The sequence below is a fragment of the Escherichia sp. E14V7 genome, from assembly GCF_004212225.1.
In the GTDB taxonomy this organism is placed as follows: Bacteria; Pseudomonadota; Gammaproteobacteria; order Enterobacterales; family Enterobacteriaceae; genus Escherichia.
On sequence record NZ_RHJJ01000004.1, the window covers coordinates 110373 to 128596 of the forward strand.

Genomic DNA, 18224 nt, shown 5'->3' on the forward strand with positions numbered 1-18224 from the left:
GTTATATAACACTTTATCATTACATAGTATAAAAAGTGATATCACACACATTGTGTAATTAAATTGTATTTCTGAACTGGAAGATTAGAACTTATTGAACTATGTTAGAAACCACATCAGTTCAGGCATCTGTTTGTACTGGTATGCTTTAGTGTCTCGATATATCGACACGCATTCCGTTGCATAAATGTGCAAAAAAAGTGGAAGGCGCATCGAGATTTGTGCAGCTGATCGAGACATGTTTAAAAATGGCTTGCCATAATTAACGTTGTATGTGATAACAGCTTTGGGTTAAACGAGGTACAGTTCTGTTTATGTGTGGCATTTTCAGTAAAGAAGTCCTGAGTAAACACGTTGTCGTTGAATACCGCTTCTCTGCCGAACCTTATATTAGTGCCTCAAGCAGTAATGTGTCAGTTTTATCTCTGTAATGCCTGCGGGCGAAGAAAACAATCTAAGGAATTTTTCAAATGGCAAAGATTAAAGGTCAGGTTAAGTGGTTCAACGAGTCTAAAGGTTTTGGCTTCATTACTCCGGCTGATGGCAGCAAAGATGTGTTCGTACACTTCTCCGCTATCCAGGGTAATGGCTTCAAAACTCTGGCCGAAGGCCAGAACGTTGAGTTCGAAATTCAGGACGGCCAGAAAGGTCCGGCAGCTGTTAACGTAACCGCTATCTGATCGAATTCACTGATCTGAAGTGTTAACGCACTTCAATCTCGCTATAAAGCCTCGTCGAAAAGCGAGGCTTTTTACTTTGTTTAATGCTCGCTTACGACCTTCGAATATTTGCCCGCAGCGCGATTCGCGTTACACTTGCGGCATTTAGTATCCCGCCGGAGTTTTCATGTCGTTTTCCTGTCCACTTTGCCATCAGCCTTTATCTCTTGAAAAAAATAGCTATATCTGTCCTCAGCGGCATCAATTTGATATGGCGAAAGAGGGATATGTCAATCTGCTGCCCGTTCAATATAAACGATCCCGCGATCCGGGAGACAGCGCGGAAATGATGCAGGCGCGACGTGAGTTTTTAGATGCCGGTCATTATCAGCCGCTTCGTGATGCGATAGTCGCTCAATTGCGTGGATGTCTTAATGAGCACGCAACAGCGGTACTGGATATTGGCTGTGGGGAAGGGTATTACACTCATGCTTTTGCCGATGCCTTGCCAGTAGTGACAACCTTTGGTCTTGATGTCTCTAAGGTCGCAATTAAAGCTGCGGCGAAACGCTATAAGCAGGTTACCTTTTGTGTCGCTTCCAGCCACCGTCTGCCTTTTGCCGATGCCAGTATGGATGCCATTATTCGCATCTACGCGCCATGCAAAGCAGAAGAGTTAGCGCGTGTCGTCAAACCGGGAGGGTGGGTAATTACTGTTACTCCAGGGCCACGACATTTAATGGAGTTGAAAGGGCTGATTTACGACGAAGTACTTCTGCATGCCCCCCATACTGAACAACTGGAAGGTTTTGCATTACAGCAGAGCGATGAACTGCGGTATCCGATGCGTCTTCGCGGCGATGAAGCTGTTGCATTGTTGCAGATGACGCCGTTTGCCTGGCGTGCGAAGCCTGATGTCTGGCAAACGTTGGCGGAAAAAGAAGTATTCGACTGCCAGACGGACTTTAATATTCACCTCTGGCAGCGAACAAATTAACCGTGGTAGTGCGTCCAGAGGATCTGGACGCCGATGCCGATCAGTACCAGCCCGCCGAGAATTTCCGCTTTTTTCCCAATAATTGAGCCGATAAAGCGACCAACCATCATCCCTAATGTCGACATAATCAAGGTTGCACAACCAATGGCTAATGCGGTCGCGATAATGTTGACCTGCAGGAAGGCAAGACCTACACCCACAGCCATGGCATCCAGGCTGGTGGCAATCGCGGTGGTTACCAGTAGCCAGAAACCGTGTCGACGGCGCGGTTCTTCATCTTCATCATCTGCGCCACGAAAACCCTCAATAATCATTCGCCCGCCGAGGAATATCAGCAGCACAAACGCAATCCAGTGGTTCCATTCTAGGACAAAGCGGCTGGCTAACATGCCCATTCCCCAGCCGATCAGCGGCGTCAGGGTTTCGACGGCACCAAAAATAAGGCCGGTTCGCAACGCTTCAGAAAATTTCGGTTTATGGAGGGTGGCACCTTTACCGATTGATGCAGCAAATGCATCCATCGACATACCAAACGCAAGAAGAACAGTAGCAGTGATATTCATGACAACGTCCTGACCGGGGTATCCATAAAACACATCTTCGCCCCCCGCAAACATGCACACATGAACGACAAGACGCGCTCATGCAGGCATAGCGATTGATGTGCATATGGTCTCGCCTGACTGAAAATGTTCAGTCCGTACGTGCCACGTTTTGCAACGAGTATGTTGACACGTACATTTCCGGAGTCTGGAAATCGGCTACTCCCCAAATGAGGGCGCAACCTTAACATATTTTGAGAATATAAAACAACTGTTGGAATATATTATTTCATTACTTCGTTGATAACGATTTTCATTTAGATTTATATATAAATGAAACGTTAAAATAAATAACAAATGATCGAAGAGATAATATAGCCTAAGCTATGTCTGGTTATTAAAAATACACTTAACATAGCTTTGGCTAAATGTATAACCTATTGAGTTGAAACAAGAAGTTTATAAATCTTTTCCAGATCGTCGATATTTCGAACGCGGATTAACAACCGACGCTGTTCTAATTGCATAACCAGGACACCATCTTCCGATAAGTTCATCGCTTTGATTCGGCTATATTCAATCCAGACATTGGCGAAGAAAAAACCTTTCTGTTTAAAGATGATCTTCGGAACGCGGATCCAGAATATATAAAAACCCATCAGCGCCAGAGCACTTAATAACCAGGTGGTAATTTGTGCGCCATGACTGGTCACATTATTGTAGATAAGAATGACAATCAGCCCGACGAAGATAACGCTGTCGATGCGACCGCGCCGCAGCAAAGGAATTGCCAGCAGGGTGGGGCCATTGCGGCGGGGCATAATGAACTGATCGTATATCGCAAAGGCAAGCAGTGCGGCGATGAACAGAATCAGCACCAGTTCCGTGATTGTCATTAATCCTCCAGATAAAAAAACGGGGCCAAAAGGCCCCGGTAGTGTACAACAGTCTTACAGTCCCAGCAGGCCGCAAGCGTAACCAGCGATACCGATGACGAAGAAGCCAACGATGATCCACAGCGGGTTCACTTTTTTGCGCAGCAGCCACATACAAGCAAAGGTCAGCAGCAGCGGTACCAGGCCCGGCATTAACTGGTCAAGAATGGTCTGTACTGTGGTGACACGGGTCTGTCCATCCTGCCCGGTGATAGTCGAAACCACCAGCGGGATATTGACATGTGTCCACTTGTTAACCAATGCCCCCATGACAAACAGGCCGAGAATAGACGCCCCTTCCGTCAGTTTTTGCAGGAAGCCGCCGCCCATATCTTTAACGATATCGATGCCCTTGGAGTAACCATATGCTACGCCGTAGTAACGCGTTGCCAGACGTACCAGGTTAAACAGGATAAAGAACAGCAACGGACCTAACAGGCTGCCGCTCATCGCGATACCGGCGCCCAGCGCTGCGAATACCGGACGTACCGTACCCCAGAAGATTGGGTCGCCTACACCTGCCAGCGGACCCATCAGACCTACTTTGATACCGTTGATTGCGCCATCGTCGATCTCTGCACCGTTAGCACGCTGTTCTTCCAGCGCCAGGGTTACGCCCAGAATTGGCGCCGCCACGAACGGTTGGGTGTTAAAGAATTCGAGGTGACGTTTAATCGCCTGTTTACGGGCATCGTTGTTTTCCGGGTAGAGGCGACGAATCGCCGGCACCATAGAGAAGCAGAAGCCCAGCGCCTGCATACGCTCGAAGTTCCATGAACCCTGGAAGAGGTTAGAACGCAGGAAGACGCCACGAATATCACTCTTAGTGAGTTTTTTCTCAGTGGTAGTTTGAGTTGTATCAACCATTTCGCTCACCTGTTAGTCCAGTTCGTTGTCGAGATCGTTGTTACCAGCAGCCTGAACTGGCGCACCGGCGACACGGTTATATTTCGGGCTCAGCTGAATGTAGAGCACCGCCATAACGGTACCGATGACACCCAGAGCAACCAGGTTAAAGTTGGTGAATGCTGCGGTTACGAAGCCGAGGTAGAAGAACGGCATCAGGTAGCCAGCACGCATCATGTTGATAACCATCGCATAACCAACCACCACGATCATGCCACCGGCGATATTCAGACCATTGGTCACCACTTCCGGAATCGCATTCAGCATGTTCTGTACTTCGCTGGTACCAACAGACAGCGCAACGATGACGGCCGGAATAGCCACACGCATTGCTTGCAGGAACAGAGAAGAAACGTGGATCCAGGAAATCGCTGTCAGGTTGCCGTTATCAGCAGCCTTATCCGCAGCGTGCTGGAAAGCAACGGTAATAGTACGAACGATAATGGTAAGAACCTGGCCTGCTGCTGCCAGGGGGATTGCCAGCGCGATACCGGCACCGATGCTCTGATGACCAGCAATAACCAGAATGGTAGAAATAATAGAAGCCAGGGCGGCGTCAGGTGCAACAGCGGCACCGATGTTCATCCAGCCCAGCGCGATCATTTCAAGGGTACCACCGATAATAATACCGGTTTTCATATCCCCAAGAACGATACCCACCAGGGTACACGCGATTAGCGGACGGTGAAACTGAAATTCATCGAGGATTGATCCCATACCTGCGATACAGGCTACGATAAATACCAGCACAATTTGAAGAGCGGTAATCTCCATTGTACTTCTCCTGTTTACGTAAGACTTAAGTGTGAAAACTGAGTGATAATCAACACAATACGTTACTTATCGATTTTGCTGATCAGATCCATCATTTTCAGTTTCTGGTCGGTGGAAACCTTACGGACTTCCAGCTCGATGCCGCGTGCATTCAGTTTCTTGAACGCTTCGATATCTTTTTCATCAACCGAAACCGCATTATTCACCTGAGTTTTGCCCTGACGGAATGCCATACCACCGACGTTGACTGAGGTGATTTTCACGCCGCCTTCAACGAGACGCTCAACATCTGTCGGGTTGGTAAATAACAGCATCACGCGTTCGCCCGCATATTTCGGGTTGTTGTAGACGCGAATCATTTTGGCGACATCAACTACATGCGCTGTTACGCCGGGAGGTGCAACCTGGGTGAGCAGTGTCTTACGAACGGTATCCGCAGCCACTTCGTCACTAACTACGATGATACGGGAGACATTAGTTTCTTTGGTCCAGCGGGTAGCAACCTGACCGTGAATCAAACGATCGTCGATGCGCGCGAGGCCAATTACCATATAGTCGTTTGGTCCCATTGGTTTTGCCGGTGCAGGAGCCGCTTTCGGGGCCGCTGCGGCGGGGGCTGGCGCTGCTTTATCAACGGGTTTCGCTTTCAGAGCTTTCACACCTTCGCGGCCTGTTTCTACGGCCAGTGCTACCAGTTCGTCAAAGCTTGGGTCATCATCACGAGCCATTAACGTTTCCACTAACATTGGAATGTTAACGCCTGCGATCACTTCATAATGCTCTTTGTCGACGACAATGCGGCTGGCAGCATTGAACGGACTGCCTCCCCATGTATCAACGAGAAACAGCACGCCTTTAGTGGTGTCGAGTTTTGCCAACTGAGCGTTGTACTTTTCGATTAGCGTTTCGGCATTTTCGCCAGGAACAAAATCGATCCAGCCAACGTTTTCCTGCTCGCCTAACAGCATCTCTGCCGTTTTAAGCAACTGCTCTGCAGCCCAACCATGTGTGCCTATAACAATAGCAATGGTCACTTGCTACCTCCTTATTATTGTTAACATCTCAACGTGCCAGATGTATTTTTGAATCGTCGTCCACAATCGAATCGATTCAGATAAGGGCTACAACCGGAAACCCCCTGTGCTTCGCGATTTATTTTAGATATCGAAAAAAATATTTTATGTGATGAAGATCCGTAAATTAACTTTGAATTGACAAAATTCCGAAAGAGTAAAAAAAGTTGTCACATTCATTTGCAAAGGAAGGTAAATCTTTGCCAAATCAGAGATCTCTCTGATATGTTTAACTCCCGTTTAACAACCAAGGAGTATAGGGCTGCAGCCCGCAGTATGGATCGTCACCGACGTCACTTCAGCATCAGGCCATATAGCGCCTGCCTTACTGGCATTTTTTGCCGCACCTTTTGTTTGTATTTTCTCGTTTCGCCTGCATTATTTCTGGCGCCGATTAGCTATTCCTTAAGCAGGAGCTTGTCATGGAATTCTTAATGGATCCCTCGATTTGGGCGGGGCTGCTCACGCTTGTCGTCCTTGAAATCGTGCTGGGTATCGATAACCTGGTTTTTATCGCCATCCTTGCCGATAAACTGCCGCCGAAACAACGTGATAAAGCGCGTTTGTTGGGGCTGTCACTGGCGTTGATTATGCGCCTGGGGCTGTTATCGCTTATTTCATGGATGGTCACGCTGACCAAACCACTATTTACCGTAATGGATTTTTCTTTCTCCGGGCGCGATCTGATTATGCTGTTCGGGGGGATATTCTTGCTGTTCAAAGCGACAACCGAGTTGCATGAGCGGCTGGAAAACCGCGATCATGACTCTGGTCACGGTAAAGGTTATGCCAGTTTCTGGGTGGTCGTCACACAGATTGTCATCCTTGACGCTGTCTTCTCGCTGGATGCAGTGATTACTGCCGTAGGGATGGTCAACCATCTACCGGTAATGATGGCTGCGGTAGTGATTGCGATGGCAGTTATGTTGCTGGCATCGAAACCGCTGACGCGATTCGTTAACCAGCATCCAACAGTTGTAGTGCTCTGTTTGAGCTTCCTGTTGATGATTGGTCTGAGCCTCGTAGCTGAAGGTTTTGGTTTCCATATTCCAAAAGGCTACCTGTATGCAGCAATTGGTTTCTCGATCATCATCGAAGTGTTTAACCAGATTGCGCGCCGTAACTTTATTCGCCATCAGTCGACTTTACCGCTGCGTGCGCGTACCGCCGATGCCATTCTGCGTTTGATGGGGGGGAAACGCCAGGCAAATATTCAACACGATGCCGATAACCCGGTGCCAATTCCGGTTCCAGAAGGTGCCTTTGCCGAAGAAGAGCGTTACATGATTAACGGCGTACTGACTTTGGCGTCACGTTCTCTGCGCGGCATTATGACGCCACGCGGCGAGATCAGTTGGGTAGATGCTAACCTTGGCGTTGATGAAATCCGCCAGCAACTGCTCTCTTCACCGCACAGCCTGTTTCCGGTATGTCGTGGTGAACTGGATGAAATCATCGGTATCGTGCGTGCCAAAGAACTGCTGGTGGCGCTGGAAGTCGGTGTCGACGTGACGGCAATTGCTTCTGCTTCTCCGGCGATAATCGTTCCGGAAACCCTCGACCCGATCAACCTGCTGGGCGTGTTGCGTCGTGCTCGTGGTAGTTTTGTTATCGTCACCAACGAGTTTGGTGTGGTGCAAGGTCTGGTTACGCCGCTGGATGTACTGGAAGCTATTGCTGGTGAGTTCCCGGATGCAGATGAAACGCCGGAAATTGTTATCGATGGCGACGGTTGGCTGGTAAAAGGTGGTACAGACTTACATGCCTTACAGCAGGCGCTTGATGTTGAGCACCTTACCGATGATGATGATATTGCGACGGTTGCAGGTCTGGTAATTTCGGCAAATGGTCACATTCCTCGCGCAGGTGACGTGATCGATGTTGGACCGCTGCATATCACCATCGTAGAAGCCAATGATTATCGTGTTGATCTGGTTCGCATTGTTAAAGAGCAACCGCCGCACGATGAAGACGAATAGCACTAACGCAATGGCATAACGGGCGTAACGTGTCTGTTATGCCTGGTGGGCGGCGGTTGGCTGCCCGCCAGCCATTTCGGGAAATCACGCAGCGGCATGGGCTGCGCGTACAAATACCCTTGTAAAATATGCACGCCATGACGGCGCAAATACTTCGCTTGTTCTTGCGTTTCTACGCCTTCCGCCACCAGTTCAATATTCAGTCTTTGCCCCAGCGCGATGATGATATCGGTCACCGTTGAGTTAACCGCGTCAGAACCGATAGCTGCGGTAAATGACTTATCAATTTTCAGCACGTCAGGACGTAACGTTTCCAGCCAGGAAAACGAACTGTTGCCGGTGCCGAAGTCATCAATCGCCAGCTTGACGTTTTTACGATGCAGTTCGCGGGCAATCCGATAATCAACATCCAGTAAGGCATCGCGCTCGGTAATTTCGAGGATTAGTGGCTGAATCGGGTTAGCACTAAACCAGTAACGATTGAGATCTTTTAACAATACGCCACGGCGAAAATGGCTGGGGGCGACGTTAATGCCGATGTGGAACTGGCTGCTCATTGGAAAAACGTGGAGTTGACGGATGGTTTCCATCATCACATAACGGGTAAGTGGCACTATCAGGTGATGTTCTTCCGCAATGGGGATAAAAACATCCGGCGAGATCCATCCCTGACGCGGATTATTCCAGCGCAGCAATATCTCTACACCAATACACTGCTGCGAGCGCGCGTTGAGTAGAGGCTGACAAAATAACTCAAATTCGCGCTGCGCCAGCCCGAGATTTATCTCGCGTGAAAAGCTCATTCTATGGGCCGTGGCCAACCATGCGATGTACCCCACCAGTAAACTCAACAGTACCGCTAGTGGAAACTGGCTGGGAAGATATTGCAACGCCAGCGCTGTCGCACCAGGTCCACTAACACTGATGATAAAAGGAAAATTCTGCGATGAAACCTGGTAACGTTCATTGCCATTAAGCGGAGGTAAAGAATCAACCAGACCATCATCATAGAGTAAATGGCGATCGGCTACCGTCAGGCTGGCCGTTCTTATTTGCGGCAATTGCGGCTCCAGCAACATTGCCATCAACAGGTCGATGTTGATCATCTCCATCACGCCATCTCGACCATTGCCCGGTAAAGGCGTCCACTGAACCAATATCGGGCTGTCTTTAATTAATACGCGGTCGGTAGTTAAGCGTAAAAGGGGCTGCGGCGCGGGTAAATCAGCCTGGATATCTTCAGCAGGAACATTGCGATAACCAAAAATGCTGGAACAATAAAGCGTGCCGTCTTGCACCAGACCAATTGACCGTACAGTTTGCAGTTTTGCCGCCTGTTTTCGTAAGGGGAGATGGGCGACTGAGCAGGGGAGTCCAATCAGGGGAAGCAGTACGTTGTTACTCGCCTGAAGTGGAAGCAGGACTTTGTCTAATTCCTCAACGGCGTGATTGGCAAAGAGCACTACCCGCTGCTGATTTAAGTTCCGCTGTGAAATAAATCGCACGCTCAGTGTTGCCACAAACGTAAAGAGTGCGCAAATCGTACAAACAATCATTCGATTACGGCGATAGGTTTTAATGATCCGTTGTGCTTTTTGCATGCGGGCCACCCGGTAAGCGTATGGCGACAAACGCCTGACGCAACAGTGGAAGTGTAGTGGGGAAAATTACAGCAGACGAGAAAGCGAGGGTAAATTCGCCCATCCGTTGCAGATGGGCGAGGATAAAGTATTAGTCACACTGGACTTTAATCGCCAGACCACCGCGTGAGGTTTCGCGATATTTAGCGTTCATATCCTTTCCTGTTTCGTACATCGTTTCGATGACTTTATCCAGTGAGACGCGTGGCGCACTAGTACGACGCAGAGCCATTCGCGCGGCGTTAATCGCCTTCACTGATGCAATAGCGTTACGTTCAATGCACGGAACCTGAACCTGACCCGCAACCGGGTCGCAAGTCAGACCAAGGTTGTGTTCCATGCCAATTTCCGCCGCCACGCAAACCTGTTCAGGGCTACCGCCCAACAGTTCTGCAAGACCCGCCGCAGCCATTGAACAGGCAACGCCCACTTCGCCCTGGCAACCGACTTCCGCACCGGAAATAGACGCGTTCATTTTGTACAGTGCGCCAATCGCTCCGGCCGCCATAAAGTAGCGGGTATAAATATCAGGGCTCACCGATTCAATAAAGTGGTCATAGTAAGCCAGTACCGCCGGAACGATGCCACAGGCACCGTTAGTCGGTGCAGTTACCACACGCCCCCCCGCTGCATTTTCTTCGTTAACTGCCAGCGCAAACATGTTTACCCAGTCGATGACATTCATCGGATCGTTAGACAGTTTATCGCTGGAAACCAGCATACGGCGCAGGGCAGACGCACGGCGCGGAACACGCAGCGGGCCAGGCAATACGCCTTCGGTGTTCATCCCACGATCGATACATGCCTGCATGGTTTGCCAGACATGAGCGAAGTACTCGTCGATCTCTTTCTTGCTGTGCAACGCCAGTTCGTTCTGCATTGCCAGACCGGAAAGGGAATAACCGGTTTCATTACAGTACGCAAGCAGCTCGGTGGCGGATTTGAACGGATACGGCACACTGACTTCGTTGGCGGCATCGTGACCAAAATGTTCTTCATCGACGATAAAACCGCCGCCGATGGAATAATAAGTTTTGCTGTAAACAACGGTATCGCCGTTATAGGCGTGGATTTGCATGCCGTTTTCATGCAGCGGCAGGTTACCGTTATGAAAACGCATCCCGTTATCGCGTGGGAAATCCACTTCATGCCGTCCCTGTGCCAGCAGCAGACGTTCGCGCTCTTCTACGTCGCGAATAAAACCGGGAATACTGTCGATATCCACGGTGGCAGGTTCGTTACCTGCAAGACCCATAATAATGGCGATATCGGTGTGGTGGCCTTTACCCGTCAGCGACAGTGAACCATAAACGTCCACGGCAACGCGGGTAACGCTATCCAGTAAGCCTTTTTCGACCAGATCATCGACGAACTGTTTACCCGCCTTCATAGGCCCTACAGTATGGGAAGATGAGGGACCAATCCCCACCTTAAACATGTCGAATAGACTAATCACGATAATACTCCTGACAAGGTGACTGGACTTCCAGTAACGAACGAATAACAGCGCATAGTGTAAGAGGGAACGCGGCGACAGGCTTAACTATTCACATGAATTAAACTAATCAAAAACCGCGATTTAACTAATATTGCGATGATTGTCTCAAGTAGTGTTTTGTAGATGTAAAGATAAGTATAGTCAGGGTTTCACACCAATTTGTAGCGCCAGTTCACGAATTATGCCTGCGGTCATTCCCCATACAAAATACTGTTCGTACCAGGAAAGCCATACCCGATGCGAATCGCCACGGCGGTAGATATCCAAAGGATGATAACGGCCCAAATGTAACGCCTGGGCGAGCGGCATTTCAAATACTGCGGAGACTTCATCTTCGCTGGCGCGGTACGGTAAATCAGGCGGGATAATGCCGACCACGGGAGTGACCTGGTAGCCCGTTACGCTATCGACAGGGGGTAACACGCCGATAACCTCAACGGCTGAAGGCGGTATGGCGACCTCTTCTTCGGCTTCACGCAGCGCAGCGGCGATAACTGACGCGTCCGTGTCATCGACTGCACCTCCAGGGAATGCGACTTGTCCAGCATGTTTGCGCAGATGAATGGAACGCTGAGTCAGCAGCAAGCCCGGTTGCGGTCGGCGGACGATGGGGATTAACACGGCAGCCTGACGATGATTTAAGGTTTCCCGGTTAATTTGCGGACGCAATAGTTGAAATCGCGATAAAAAATCTTCAAGCGTCAGGCCACGGTATTCCACGTCTTACTTCTCCAGTTGCTTCAGGATACGATTAACTTTATCAAAAGTTTCCTGATATTCCGCTTCTTCCTGGCTATCGGCGACAATTCCACCGCCCGCAGAGCAGTATATTTGTCCGTTAATGGCAGTCAGAGTGCGGATAGTAATGCTGGTATCCATGTTGCCGCAAAAGCTCAAATAGCCAATGCTGCCGCACCAGGCATTACGTCGCTGCGGTTCCAGTTCGTCGATAATTTCCATAGCCCGTACTTTCGGAGCCCCGGTTATTGAGCCACCAGGAAAAGCTGCGCGCAGCAGATCGCTGGCGTGTAACTGTTCTGGTAGTTGTGCCGTTATGGTGCTGACCAGATGATGCACGGCAGGGAAGGGCTCTACCACAAACAGTTCAGGCACTTTTACTGAGCCTGGTATGGCAACTCGGCCGATGTCATTGCGCATTAAATCGACAATCATCAGGTTTTCGGCGCGATCTTTCGGTGAGTTCGCCAGTTTTTCAGCTTGTTTGCTATCTTCCTGAGGATCGGACAAGCGTGGAAGCGTGCCTTTAATCGGGCGGGTCTGGATCTCACCACCATCACAAAGAATAAACCGTTCTGGTGAAAGGCTTAAAATCACACCTTGTTCCAGACGCAGGAAGGCACTGAACGGTGCGCGGTTGGCCTGATTAAGCTGAACGAACGCCTGCCATTCATCGCCAGAATAGGTCGCGTGAAAACGCTGGGCGAGATTCACCTGATAGCAATCGCCGCTGTGCAGATATTCCTGCACCTGGCGAAATTTCTCGCCATACTGCTCGCGGTTCATATTGGATTGCCAGGCGGATGTTAACTTGAAATCTTGCGGTGGTGCTATTTGCTGGCTGTCCAGCCACGCCAGACGCGCATTGACATCACGATGGCTGAGTAGTGAAATACGCTGACGCTGGTGGTCGACGATCAGCGCCCAGTCGTAGATACCAACCGCCATGTCAGGCAAGTCGACATCTCGTTGCGCAATTTCTGGCAGTGACTCAAACCGACGACCCAGATCGTAGCCAAACAGCCCAAGCGCGCCGCCCTGAAATGGCAAATTATTGCTATGCGACGGGTGAATGTTTGCACGGTCCAGTGCCTGTTGGAGCACTTTGAGCGGATCGTCAGTGGTCGTTGTGCGGATTTCTCCTTCACATACCCGGGTTTCATTATCGTGAGTGGTTAAAGTGCAAACGGGGTCAGCCACCACAATATCAAAGCGACTATGCGGATGGTCGGCGTAGCCGGAGTGCAACAACATCGCCCACGGCAGGTGGCTTAAGCGGGCAAAATAAAATTCAGCGGCGTCCTGACGCCAGGGTAAAGTAATCACAGCGGGAGATAACGTCTTCATCAGTCCTGACTCTACTGGCTATGTGCCGGGTAGCATGAAATAATTAGCGCCAACAATTTAGCAGGAGTTAACAATGTTTGCAGGTTTACCTTCACTCACCCATGAACAGCAGCAAAAAGCCGTTGAGCGTATTCAGGAACTGATGGCACAGGGGATGAGCAGCGGTCAGGCAATCGCGCTGGTGGCAGAAGAGCTGCGCGCCAACCATACCGGCGAGCAAATAGTGGCGCGTTTTGAGGATGAAGACGAGTAACACAAAATGATCCGTATCGATTTCGTCACGGATGACGTCCTGTATCTTGATACGGATAGCCTCATCGGCTGGGATTTTTCCGGCATGAACTTACATCGTGCCATTTTTGACGGTATGTGCCTGGACGGTGCGCGTTATGACAATGGTCCACCGCGTTGAAACAAAAATCACGGGGCCATATCTGTTGATTAATTTGGGCTGTGTTGATGATGACGAGAAAAAAGGACGCTTTTCTGAGGTCAATGAAAGCGTCCGGATTGATTTTTAAAGCTGGAGTTTTAACTCACACAAGGGCTTTAAGTTCTTCCTGCATATAAGACGAGAAGTATTCAGGGTTTTTAATCACCACGCGTTCGCCAGAATCCATCTTTTTTGCCCATCCCACCATTTTTTCCGTGAATCCAGGATTCCAGCCTTCCTGTTCAGCTCGCGCAGTAATATCGGCGGTACTCGCGGGGACTCCCAGGTCATGCAAATATTTAAATATTCCTTTCGCCGTACTTTCATTCATCGAGCTTGGTGTTGATGCTGATACATCCATGGCACTAATGAAATCCAGGGCTTTATCTATTGCAGCAGGCATATTCTTGTCCTTAAATTAACCACGTTTTTGATAAGGCTATATATGACCTTAAATTGCATCTAATATCAAAGGGATTATAACGATATATCAGTAGTTAACCTGTTGACATTCAGGTATTTTAAAGGTAGCAGGTCATGGCGGGTTTTCTAGTGATATGGCAAAAAATTAACGGTGAATCGCCGCGCTCCTGCCAGATTGTTAAGGGCAGAAAAGTCAGAGTAAACGGCTCGGGGAGTTAACAGAATGGTTTAGTTTGGGTGATTAATATCATTTTTGTATAGAAGCAGTTGAAATCATAAAAATAAGTTACCTGACGGATTTCATTATTTATCTAAAGTATCCTCTTAAACACTGGCCGATTTGTTTATAACCGACCAGTATTTTCGAACAATTATCGTCTGATTTTTACTTTGATAGAATTCTTTTTCTGGAATTAAACCGCAGCGATAATCTTAATTTCAACCTTGTACTGCGGATTCATCAGCCCCGCTTGCACCGTGCAGCGCACCGGCGCGTGACCCGCTACAACCCAGGCATCCCATGCTTTATTCATTGCCGCAAAGTCGTTTTTATCGGCAAGGAAAATGGTGGCATCCAGAATGCTCGATTTATTGCTGCCCTGTTTTTCCAGCACGGCGTCAATTTGCGCCAGCGTGTTGGCGGTTTGTTCAAAAGCATCGGCATCGAGGTTTTCTGGTACGCCAGTGTAGTAGAGCGTGTTGTTGTGGATCACCACATCAGACCAGCGGGATTCAGCGTCGATACGAACGATAGTCATCATTATGTCCTCATTAACTTTCCATTTTTGTGCTGCAAAGACTGCCACAATGTGAGGTTGCCGTCACCACTTCAACTAGCGAAAACCAGCCTGGCCTGACATAATCCCTGTTCAAATCAACAGGGGGTAGTGTGACGGACGATTTTGCACCAGACGGTCAACTGGCGAAAGCGATACCTGGTTTTAAGCCGCGTGAACCGCAGCGACAGATGGCAGTCGCTGTGACCCAGGCGATTGAAAAAAGCCAGCCGCTGGTGGTGGAAGCGGGAACCGGTACGGGTAAAACCTATGCCTACCTTGCCCCTGCACTGCGGGCGAAAAAGAAAGTCATCATCTCAACCGGCTCAAAAGCGTTGCAGGATCAGCTCTACAGCCGCGATTTGCCGACGGTGGCAAAGGCGCTGAAATACACTGGCAATGTGGCGTTGCTGAAAGGGCGCTCAAACTACCTCTGCCTCGAACGACTTGAACAGCAGGCGCTGGCGGGCGGAGATTTGCCAGTACAAACCTTAAGCGATGTGATCCTCCTGCGCTCCTGGTCTAATCAAACAGTCGATGGCGATATCAGCACCTGCGTTAGCGTGGCGGAAGATTCACAGGCGTGGCCGCTAGTCACCAGCACCAACGACAACTGTCTTGGCAGCGACTGCCCGATGTATAAAGATTGCTTTGTGGTCAAAGCGCGTAAAAAAGCGATGGATGCTGATGTGGTTGTGGTGAACCATCATCTGTTTCTGGCGGATATGGTGGTTAAAGAAAGTGGATTTGGCGAGTTGATCCCGGAAGCAGACGTGATGATCTTCGACGAAGCCCACCAGCTGCCGGACATTGCCAGCCAGTACTTTGGGCAGTCGCTCTCCAGCCGACAACTGCTCGATCTGGCAAAAGACATCACCATCGCCTATCGCACCGAATTAAAAGACACTCAACAGTTACAAAAATGCGCCGACCGTCTTGCCCAGAGCGCGCAGGATTTTCGTCTACAACTCGGCGAGCCAGGTTATCGCGGTAATCTGCGCGAACTGTTAGCCAATCCGCAAATTCAGCGGGCGTTTTTACTGCTCGATGACACCCTTGAACTCTGTTACGACGTGGCGAAATTGTCGCTGGGGCGTTCCGCCTTGCTGGATGCGGCATTTGAACGCGCCACGTTATATCGTACACGTCTGAAGCGGCTAAAAGAGATCAACCAACCAGGCTACAGCTACTGGTACGAATGCACTTCGCGCCATTTTACTCTGGCACTCACGCCGCTCAGCGTGGCGGATAAATTCAAAGAATTAATGGAACAAAAGCCCGGAAGCTGGATCTTTACCTCGGCAACGTTGTCGGTGAATGACGATCTGCATCATTTCACCTCGCGGCTTGGCATCGAACAGGCAGAGTCGTTGCTGTTGCCAAGCCCCTTTGATTACAGCCGCCAGGCGTTACTCTGTGTGCCGCGCAACCTGCCGCAAACCAACCAGCCAGGTTCTGCTCGCCAGTTAGCGGCAATGCTGCGACCGATCATCGAAGCTAACAACGGTCGTTGCTTTATGCTTTGTACCTCGCACGCCATGATGCGCGATCTGGCTGAGCAGTTCCGCGCTACCATGACGCTTCCCGTATTGTTGCAGGGGGAAACCAGCAAAGGGCAACTGTTGCAGCAATTTGTCAGCGCCGGTAACGCGCTTCTTGTGGCGACCAGCAGTTTCTGGGAAGGGGTGGACGTGCGTGGCGATACATTGTCATTGGTGATTATCGACAAGTTGCCGTTTACCTCGCCGGATGACCCGCTGTTAAAAGCGCGCATGGAAGATTGCCGTTTGCGCGGTGGCGACCCGTTCGATGAGGTGCAACTACCAGATGCCGTCATTACTCTCAAACAGGGAGTAGGGCGACTGATTCGCGACGCCGACGATCGTGGTGTGCTGGTGATTTGCGACAATCGGCTGGTGATGCGCCCTTATGGCGCCACTTTTCTTGCCAGCCTGCCGCCCGCGCCGCGTACCCGTGATATTGCCCGTGCGGTTCGTTTCCTTGCGATACCATCCTCCAGGTAATTTGTGATGGAGTATGGTATGATGCGCGCCTTTTTATTGATCTAAGCACGAAGACCCATGCGAATTCTGGCTATCGATACCGCGACAGAGGCCTGCTCTGTCGCCCTGTGGAACGACGGTACTGTCAACGCTCATTTTGAGCTTTGCCCTCGTGAACATACTCAACGAATCTTACCGATGGTGCAGGATATCCTGACCACCAGCGGAACTTCCCTGACTGACATAAACGCTCTGGCTTACGGGCGCGGCCCCGGTAGCTTTACTGGCGTGCGCATTGGTATTGGCATCGCGCAAGGGCTGGCGCTTGGCGCGGAATTACCGATGATTGGCGTCTCCACGCTAATGACAATGGCGCAAGGGGCGTGGCGCAAAAACGGCGCAACTCGCGTACTGGCAGCCATTGACGCGCGAATGGGCGAAGTTTACTGGGCTGAATATCAGCGTGATGAAAACGGTGTCTGGCACGGTGAAGAAACCGAAGCCGTACTCAAACCAGAACTCGTTCATGAACGGATGCAACAGCTTTCCGGTGAATGGGCGACCGTGGGTACAGGCTGGCAAGCCTGGCCGGATCTCGGTAAAGAAAGCGGGCTGGTTTTGCGCGATGGCGAAGTGTTACTGCCCGCTGCAGAAGATATGCTGCCGATTGCCTGTCAGATGTTTGCCGAGGGTAAAACGGTGGCGGTGGAACATGCCGAGCCGGTTTATTTGCGTAACAACGTCGCGTGGAAGAAACTTCCGGGCAAAGAATGAATCTTAAGAGTATGCCCTGAGAAAAAAGGAGTCGCATCATGGCGGTTCAAAACAATGTTATCAAAGGCATACTGGCAGGTACGTTTGCGCTAATACTGAGCGGTTGTGTCACTGTGCCGGACGCCATTAAAGGCAGTAGCCCAACGCCGCAACAAGATTTAGTTCGGGTGATGAATGCGCCGCAGCTGTACGTTGGTCAGGAAGCGCGATTTGGCGGTAAAGTGGTTGCGGTGCAAAACCAGCAAGGGAAAACCCGCCTGGAAATTGCCACTGTACCACTCGACAGCGGAGCAAGACCGACGCTGGGAGAACCGTCGCGTGGGCGCATTTATGCCGATGTGAATGGTTTTCTTGATCCGGTCGATTTCCGAGGCCAGCTGGTGACAGTTGTCGGGCCAATCACCGGTACGGTTGACGGAAAAATTGGCAACACGCCCTATAAATTTATGGTAATGCAGGCAACGGGCTACAAACGTTGGCATTTAACCCAGCAGGTGATTATGCCACCACAGCCGATTGATCCCTGGTTTTATGGTGGGCGAGGCTGGCCCTATGGCTACGGCGGATGGGGCTGGTATAATCCAGGTCCCGCGAGAGTACAAACAGTTGTAACTGAATAATTGCTTGTTTTTAAAGAAAAAGAAACAGCGGCTGGTCCGCTGTTTCTGCATTCTTACAGTAAAGATAAAAATAAATAGTGACGCGCTTCGCAACCTTTTCGTTGGGT

Annotated in this window: 21 protein-coding genes; 10 read left to right on the forward strand and 11 right to left on the reverse strand. The window is 50.1% G+C overall.

Going from position 1 to position 18224, the window contains the following annotated elements; genetic code table 11:
- Positions 1-314: 314 nt before the first annotated feature.
- The 3 genes from D9741_RS04890 (at position 315) to rlmA (ending at position 1656) form a co-directional block, all read left to right on the forward strand.
- A complete protein-coding gene (locus tag D9741_RS04890) occupies positions 315-431 on the forward strand; it encodes a DUF2627 domain-containing protein (protein ID WP_064529246.1) in 117 nt (38 codons plus the stop codon).
- 39 nt (positions 432-470) lie between these two features.
- Complete coding sequence (gene cspE, locus D9741_RS04895; RefSeq protein WP_001062678.1) at positions 471-680, forward strand: transcription antiterminator/RNA stability regulator CspE; 210 nt, start codon at positions 471-473, stop codon at positions 678-680.
- Positions 681-846: 166 nt separating this feature from the next.
- Positions 847-1656, forward strand: coding sequence for a 23S rRNA (guanine(745)-N(1))-methyltransferase (gene rlmA, locus D9741_RS04900; RefSeq protein WP_130218747.1), 810 nt, complete (start codon positions 847-849; stop codon positions 1654-1656).
- On the opposite strand, the gene mntP is transcribed toward rlmA, so the two are convergent.
- From mntP to manX, 5 genes are all read right to left on the reverse strand, one after another.
- Positions 1653-2219: a manganese efflux pump MntP gene (gene mntP, locus D9741_RS04905; RefSeq protein ID WP_001353153.1), complete on the reverse strand. Its 567-nt coding sequence runs from the start codon at positions 2217-2219 to the stop codon at positions 1653-1655. The genes rlmA and mntP overlap by 4 nt on opposite strands.
- Before the next feature lie 416 nt (positions 2220-2635).
- The gene (locus tag D9741_RS04910; RefSeq protein ID WP_130208443.1) at positions 2636-3094 is read right to left on the reverse strand and encodes a DUF986 family protein; all 459 of its coding nucleotides are present in this window, start codon (positions 3092-3094) and stop codon (positions 2636-2638) included.
- A gap of 54 nt (positions 3095-3148) precedes the next feature.
- On the reverse strand, positions 3149-4000 hold the full coding sequence (manZ, locus tag D9741_RS04915) for a PTS mannose transporter subunit IID (protein ID WP_130218749.1): 852 nt from the start codon (positions 3998-4000) through the stop codon (positions 3149-3151).
- Positions 4001-4012: 12 nt separating this feature from the next.
- Positions 4013-4813 (reverse strand): PTS mannose transporter subunit IIC, encoded by an 801-nt coding sequence (gene manY / locus D9741_RS04920; RefSeq protein WP_130218751.1) that lies wholly within the window; start codon positions 4811-4813, stop codon positions 4013-4015.
- Between the two features lie 62 nt (positions 4814-4875).
- The gene (manX, locus tag D9741_RS04925; protein ID WP_130218753.1) at positions 4876-5847 is read right to left on the reverse strand and encodes a PTS mannose transporter subunit IIAB; all 972 of its coding nucleotides are present in this window, start codon (positions 5845-5847) and stop codon (positions 4876-4878) included.
- Positions 5848-6162: 315 nt separating this feature from the next.
- Here manX and D9741_RS23755 point away from each other — a divergent pair, with 315 nt between their 5' ends.
- Entirely contained in the window at positions 6163-6321 is a 159-nt protein-coding gene (locus D9741_RS23755; protein ID WP_276319693.1) for a hypothetical protein, read from the forward strand.
- Positions 6309-7865 carry a CNNM family cation transport protein YoaE gene (gene yoaE, locus D9741_RS04930; protein ID WP_130218755.1) on the forward strand — a complete coding sequence of 519 codons (1557 nt, stop codon included), beginning with the start codon at positions 6309-6311 and terminating at the stop codon, positions 7863-7865. The genes D9741_RS23755 and yoaE overlap by 13 nt, the downstream gene beginning before the upstream one ends.
- Before the next feature lie 2 nt (positions 7866-7867).
- Here the strand turns inward: yoaE and D9741_RS04935 are convergent, their stop codons facing one another.
- The 4 genes from D9741_RS04935 to pabB form a co-directional block, all read right to left on the reverse strand.
- Complete coding sequence (locus D9741_RS04935; RefSeq protein ID WP_130218757.1) at positions 7868-9466, reverse strand: cyclic diguanylate phosphodiesterase; 1599 nt, start codon at positions 9464-9466, stop codon at positions 7868-7870.
- 130 nt (positions 9467-9596) lie between these two features.
- Positions 9597-10961 carry an L-serine ammonia-lyase gene (gene sdaA / locus D9741_RS04940; protein WP_130208430.1) on the reverse strand — a complete coding sequence of 455 codons (1365 nt, stop codon included), beginning with the start codon at positions 10959-10961 and terminating at the stop codon, positions 9597-9599.
- A 183-nt stretch (positions 10962-11144) separates the two neighbouring features.
- Entirely contained in the window at positions 11145-11723 is a 579-nt protein-coding gene (locus D9741_RS04945; RefSeq protein ID WP_130218759.1) for a CoA pyrophosphatase, read from the reverse strand.
- Between the two features lie 3 nt (positions 11724-11726).
- On the reverse strand, positions 11727-13088 hold the full coding sequence (gene pabB, locus D9741_RS04950; RefSeq protein ID WP_130218761.1) for an aminodeoxychorismate synthase component 1: 1362 nt from the start codon (positions 13086-13088) through the stop codon (positions 11727-11729).
- 73 nt (positions 13089-13161) lie between these two features.
- On the opposite strand from pabB, the gene D9741_RS04955 reads away from it, so the two are divergent.
- Together D9741_RS04955 and D9741_RS04960 are read left to right on the forward strand one after the other, a co-directional pair.
- Positions 13162-13341: a YoaH family protein gene (locus D9741_RS04955; protein WP_130218763.1), complete on the forward strand. Its 180-nt coding sequence runs from the start codon at positions 13162-13164 to the stop codon at positions 13339-13341.
- Positions 13342-13347: 6 nt separating this feature from the next.
- On the forward strand, positions 13348-13500 hold the full coding sequence (locus D9741_RS04960; RefSeq protein WP_240725491.1) for a hypothetical protein: 153 nt from the start codon (positions 13348-13350) through the stop codon (positions 13498-13500).
- A 124-nt stretch (positions 13501-13624) separates the two neighbouring features.
- Here the strand turns inward: D9741_RS04960 and D9741_RS04965 are convergent, their stop codons facing one another.
- Together D9741_RS04965 and D9741_RS04970 are read right to left on the reverse strand one after the other, a co-directional pair.
- Complete coding sequence (locus D9741_RS04965) at positions 13625-13924, reverse strand: DUF1889 family protein (protein WP_130208426.1); 300 nt, start codon at positions 13922-13924, stop codon at positions 13625-13627.
- A 433-nt stretch (positions 13925-14357) separates the two neighbouring features.
- Complete coding sequence (locus D9741_RS04970; RefSeq protein WP_130219012.1) at positions 14358-14702, reverse strand: RidA family protein; 345 nt, start codon at positions 14700-14702, stop codon at positions 14358-14360.
- 131 nt (positions 14703-14833) lie between these two features.
- Here D9741_RS04970 and D9741_RS04975 point away from each other — a divergent pair, with 131 nt between their 5' ends.
- From D9741_RS04975 to yeaY, 3 genes are read left to right on the forward strand one after another with little or no spacing between them, the layout of a single operon-like run.
- Entirely contained in the window at positions 14834-16744 is a 1911-nt protein-coding gene (locus D9741_RS04975) for an ATP-dependent DNA helicase (RefSeq protein WP_130218765.1), read from the forward strand.
- A gap of 57 nt (positions 16745-16801) precedes the next feature.
- Entirely contained in the window at positions 16802-17497 is a 696-nt protein-coding gene (gene tsaB / locus D9741_RS04980) for a tRNA (adenosine(37)-N6)-threonylcarbamoyltransferase complex dimerization subunit type 1 TsaB (protein ID WP_130218767.1), read from the forward strand.
- A 38-nt stretch (positions 17498-17535) separates the two neighbouring features.
- Complete coding sequence (gene yeaY / locus D9741_RS04985; protein WP_130218769.1) at positions 17536-18117, forward strand: Slp family lipoprotein YeaY; 582 nt, start codon at positions 17536-17538, stop codon at positions 18115-18117.
- The last annotated feature ends 107 nt before the right edge of the window (positions 18118-18224 follow it).

Coding starts and splice junctions, on each gene's coding strand:
- D9741_RS04890 (WP_064529246.1), top strand. CDS start 315: ATGTGTGGCATTTTCAGTAAAGAAGTCCTGAGTAAACACGTTGTCGTT.
- cspE (WP_001062678.1), top strand. CDS start 471: ATGGCAAAGATTAAAGGTCAGGTTAAGTGGTTCAACGAGTCTAAAGGT.
- rlmA (WP_130218747.1), top strand. CDS start 847: ATGTCGTTTTCCTGTCCACTTTGCCATCAGCCTTTATCTCTTGAAAAA.
- mntP (WP_001353153.1), bottom strand. CDS start 2,219: ATGAATATCACTGCTACTGTTCTTCTTGCGTTTGGTATGTCGATGGAT.
- D9741_RS04910 (WP_130208443.1), bottom strand. CDS start 3,094: ATGACAATCACGGAACTGGTGCTGATTCTGTTCATCGCCGCACTGCTT.
- manZ (WP_130218749.1), bottom strand. CDS start 4,000: ATGGTTGATACAACTCAAACTACCACTGAGAAAAAACTCACTAAGAGT.
- manY (WP_130218751.1), bottom strand. CDS start 4,813: ATGGAGATTACCGCTCTTCAAATTGTGCTGGTATTTATCGTAGCCTGT.
- D9741_RS23755 (WP_276319693.1), top strand. CDS start 6,163: ATGGATCGTCACCGACGTCACTTCAGCATCAGGCCATATAGCGCCTGC.
- yoaE (WP_130218755.1), top strand. CDS start 6,309: ATGGAATTCTTAATGGATCCCTCGATTTGGGCGGGGCTGCTCACGCTT.
- D9741_RS04935 (WP_130218757.1), bottom strand. CDS start 9,466: ATGCAAAAAGCACAACGGATCATTAAAACCTATCGCCGTAATCGAATG.
- pabB (WP_130218761.1), bottom strand. CDS start 13,088: ATGAAGACGTTATCTCCCGCTGTGATTACTTTACCCTGGCGTCAGGAC.
- D9741_RS04955 (WP_130218763.1), top strand. CDS start 13,162: ATGTTTGCAGGTTTACCTTCACTCACCCATGAACAGCAGCAAAAAGCC.
- D9741_RS04960 (WP_240725491.1), top strand. CDS start 13,348: ATGATCCGTATCGATTTCGTCACGGATGACGTCCTGTATCTTGATACG.
- D9741_RS04965 (WP_130208426.1), bottom strand. CDS start 13,924: ATGCCTGCTGCAATAGATAAAGCCCTGGATTTCATTAGTGCCATGGAT.
- D9741_RS04970 (WP_130219012.1), bottom strand. CDS start 14,702: ATGACTATCGTTCGTATCGACGCTGAATCCCGCTGGTCTGATGTGGTG.
- tsaB (WP_130218767.1), top strand. CDS start 16,802: ATGCGAATTCTGGCTATCGATACCGCGACAGAGGCCTGCTCTGTCGCC.
- yeaY (WP_130218769.1), top strand. CDS start 17,536: ATGGCGGTTCAAAACAATGTTATCAAAGGCATACTGGCAGGTACGTTT.